The sequence below is a fragment of the Bellilinea sp. genome, assembly GCF_034432615.1.
Classification (GTDB): domain Bacteria; phylum Chloroflexota; class Anaerolineae; order Anaerolineales; family Anaerolineaceae; genus Bellilinea.
This window is the reverse complement of the sequence record NZ_DAOUBL010000222.1, coordinates 1-3,260: the sequence shown is the minus strand read 5'-3', so window position 1 is coordinate 3,260 and position 3,260 is coordinate 1. Positions and strand designations below refer to the sequence as shown.

4 protein-coding genes are annotated in these 3,260 nt (G+C 59.1%); 2 read left to right on the top strand and 2 right to left on the bottom strand.

Going from position 1 to position 3,260, the window contains the following annotated elements; genetic code table 11:
* A partial coding sequence (locus VAE48_RS09925; protein ID WP_322793168.1) for a Tm-1-like ATP-binding domain-containing protein occupies window positions 1-653 on the bottom strand: 653 nt, incomplete at its 3' end.
* 264 nt (window positions 654-917) lie between these two features.
* Entirely contained in the window at window positions 918-1,547 is a 630-nt protein-coding gene (locus VAE48_RS09920) for a TetR/AcrR family transcriptional regulator (RefSeq protein WP_322793167.1), read from the bottom strand.
* A 121-nt stretch (window positions 1,548-1,668) separates the two neighbouring features.
* On the opposite strand from VAE48_RS09920, the gene VAE48_RS09915 reads away from it, so the two are divergent.
* Window positions 1,669-2,382: an ABC transporter ATP-binding protein gene (locus VAE48_RS09915; RefSeq protein WP_322793166.1), complete on the top strand. Its 714-nt coding sequence runs from the start codon at window positions 1,669-1,671 to the stop codon at window positions 2,380-2,382.
* Window positions 2,379-3,260, top strand: an 882-nt coding sequence (locus VAE48_RS09910) for an ABC transporter ATP-binding protein (protein WP_322793165.1), incomplete at its 3' end; no start/stop codon positions are given. The genes VAE48_RS09915 and VAE48_RS09910, both read left to right, overlap by 4 nt.

Here is a 3,260-nt window from a genome sequence, read left to right as displayed (position 1 = left end):
TGAAAGACCAGCACCTCATAACCGGCGTTCTCCAAAATCTCGCGGGCATGATCCACCGCTTTGGTAGTGTTGCCGAACATGGACGCCACGATGAGCGGCTTGTCTGCTTTGGCAAGCGGGCGTTCCATTTTGACCATGCCGCTGATGGCGCCGGCCGCATTGGTGTAAATGGCGCGGCTGATGCTGTTGATGCCGGCGACATCCACAATCGAAGGCATGAAGGTAATGTCCTTTGTGCCGGCATAGGCCGAAACATCCCCCCCGCCGACAGTGGAGACCATCACCTTTGGCACGCCGACCGGCAGGGTTCGCATGGCAGCCGTGGCAATGGACGTACCGCCCGAACCGCCCATGCCGAGGATGCCGTCCAGTTTGCCTTCGTCATACAAGCGGCGTACCACGTTTGCCAGCCCGGCAGCCATGACGCGCATGGCTTCGTCTTTGTGCTTACCGTCCGCCAGTACTGCCAGATCGCCGCCCCCGGCTGCCGCCACTTCGCTGCGCGGAATATCGGGCGCAAAAGCCGGCTCGCCGATCACGCCAAAATCCACCACCAGGGTTTGCAGTCCCTGAGCATGGATCAAGTCGCGCACGAAGGCAAACTCCCTGCCTTTGGTATCCAGTGCGCCAACCAGCACAACCGTTTTTGGCATATTGACCTCCTTTGGAATGTTTTGGGAAATGTGTAAAAAAGAATCATATTTATTGTAGAAGATTCTGGACAAAACGGCAAACGAGAACCTTAAAATAACGTGAGTTCGGGATATGTTCTAGATCCGGCAAGTAAAGCAATTACCCCCTCCCACCTCCCCCTAAATCGCTGGGGCGATTTAGGGGGAGGTGCAGGTGGGGGTCAAACATCCTCAAAGGAATAGGAAAAGGATTTATACCGAACTGACGTTTATTAGGTTATTGATCTAATTTTCGTTTCCCTCTATATTTCGCAGTCCATCCAAGACCAAGCGGCGGAAGTAGCGCGCCATTTCCTGCGGCGGGTAGGGCATGGCGGCTTCCAGCCACCAGATCAGCATACCCAGCAGACTGGCGGCAAAAAACTGAGCCATCAATTCCAGGGGAATGCTCGGCTGCAGCGATGGACGGCGGTACTCGAACCAGCGGCGGGTAAATTCCAGCGCGTAGCGGGCGGTCAGTTCACGCAGGCGGCTGGTGGCTTTGATGGAGCCTTCGCTGCGCAGCATGGCGCGGTACAGGTCGGCATTCTGGGCGGCGTGTTCGAATACCAGTTCGATCGGTAAGCCGGCCCCGCTGGCTGAGCCTGCTTCGCCAAACAGCACCTCCGGCGCAATGCGCGAGATGCGCGCTGCCAGTTCGTCGGCGCTCTGTTCGATGCTTTCCAGAAAGAGGTGTTCCTTATCACGGTAGTGCAGGTAGAAGGTGGTGCGCCCCAGGTCGGCGCGGCGGGTGATGTCCTCGATGGTTACGGCATCGTAACCTTTTTCCAGAATCAGCGCAGTGAGCGCTTCGCGCAGTAGCCGCCGCGTGCGGCTCACCCGCCGGTCACTTCGCGGGGCAGGCAGGTCGTTCATGGGCAGGGTTTTCTGAACAGGTGTTGTATTCTGAACACGGTCAACGGTTTCATGCTTGACAGAAGGGGTTAGCCGTTTATAATCATAAACAGTCTGTCTATTATTATACAGGTTGTTCGGAATGAGTGCCAGCCCGATTTTGCAATTGAAAGATGTGCGCAAAACTTATCCTTCGCCGACCGGCGGGCAGGAAGTGCTCAGGGGCGTCCATCTGGAAATTTTCCCCGGCGAATTCGTGCTGGTTTACGGTAAGTCCGGGGCGGGCAAGACCACGCTGGTCAACATGATTGCCGGCATAGACACCCTGACCGGCGGGGAAGTGCTGTTCAACGGGTTGAGCGTTCACCGCCTGAACGAAAGCCAGCGGGCGCGCTGGCGCGGACGGAATGTGGGTATCATTTATCAGTCCTTTTATTTGATGCCCAACCTGAGCCTGCTGGATAATGTCATGTTCCCGATGGATGTGTGCCGGCTGTATCATCCGCGCCGCAGCCCGCAGCGCGCGCTGGAACTGCTCGATTCGGTGGAACTCAAAGAGCATGCCTACAAACGCCCTTCCGCCATCTCCGGCGGACAGCAGCAGCGGGTGGCGATTGCACGCGCCCTGGCCAACGACCCGCCCTTGATTGTTGCCGACGAGCCGACCGGCCGGTTGGATTCGGTCACGGCGGAAACGATTCTCCAGATTTTCTGCCGCCTGGCGCAGGAAGGCAAGGCGGTTTTGATGGTAACCCACGATACCAGCCTGATGAACCGCGCCACCCGTTGTTTGCGCCTGGAGGACGGGAAAATCCATGCCTGCCCGCTGGAACCGGCGGGGGAGGTGGGGCGATGACGACTGCTCCCGAAGGCTACCTGCGCCTGGACAAGGTGGTCAAAGCCTTTCCCGCGCCCGGCGGTCAGGTAGAGGTGCTGAAAGGCATTTCGCTTTCCATTCGCCAGGGCGAGTATGTCAGCATTGTGGGTAAATCGGGCAGCGGTAAATCTACCCTGCTGAACATGATTACCGGCATTGACCACCCCACTGCCGGTCTGGTGGAAGTGGCCGGCGTACAACCGCACACGCTCAGCGAGAATCAACTGGCGGCCTGGCGGGGGGTGACCATCGGGATCGTCTTTCAGTTTTTTCAGCTGCTGCCCATGCTTTCCCTGCTGGAAAACACACTGCTGCCGATGGATTTATGCAACCGTTACGCGCCTGCCGAACGCGAGGAACGTGCCCGCGCCTTGCTGGAACAGGTGGGGCTGGGGGAGGTGGTTGACAAACTGCCCGGCGCCGTTTCCGGTGGTCAGCAGCAGGCAGCCGCCATTGCCCGCGCGCTGGCCAACGACCCGCCGCTGATCGTTGCCGATGAGCCAACCGGCAATCTGGACGAACGCACGGCAGCCGAAGTGCTCAATCTGTTCGATGATCTGGTGGCGCAGGGCAAGACGGTGGTCATCGTCACCCACGACCCCGAACTGATGGCGCGCACCCGCCGCACGATTCTGCTCTCGGACGGCGAAATCATCAACCCGCACCTGGCGGCTGCCTTTGGCTGGCTGACTCACCCGCAGTTGCTGCAGCTGACCCACCTTGCCCGCCGGCGGGTCTTTGCTGCCGGTGAAGTATTGAGCGACCCGGCCGATTCGGTCGGTTTGCTGCTGGTCGTCAGCGGGCAGGTTGGGCTGTTCCAACATGCTCAGCCGGCGGAAGATGCGCTGCTGATCTTC

Coding starts and splice junctions, on each gene's coding strand:
- VAE48_RS09920 (WP_322793167.1), bottom strand. CDS start 1,547: ATGAACGACCTGCCTGCCCCGCGAAGTGACCGGCGGGTGAGCCGCACG.
- VAE48_RS09915 (WP_322793166.1), top strand. CDS start 1,669: ATGAGTGCCAGCCCGATTTTGCAATTGAAAGATGTGCGCAAAACTTAT.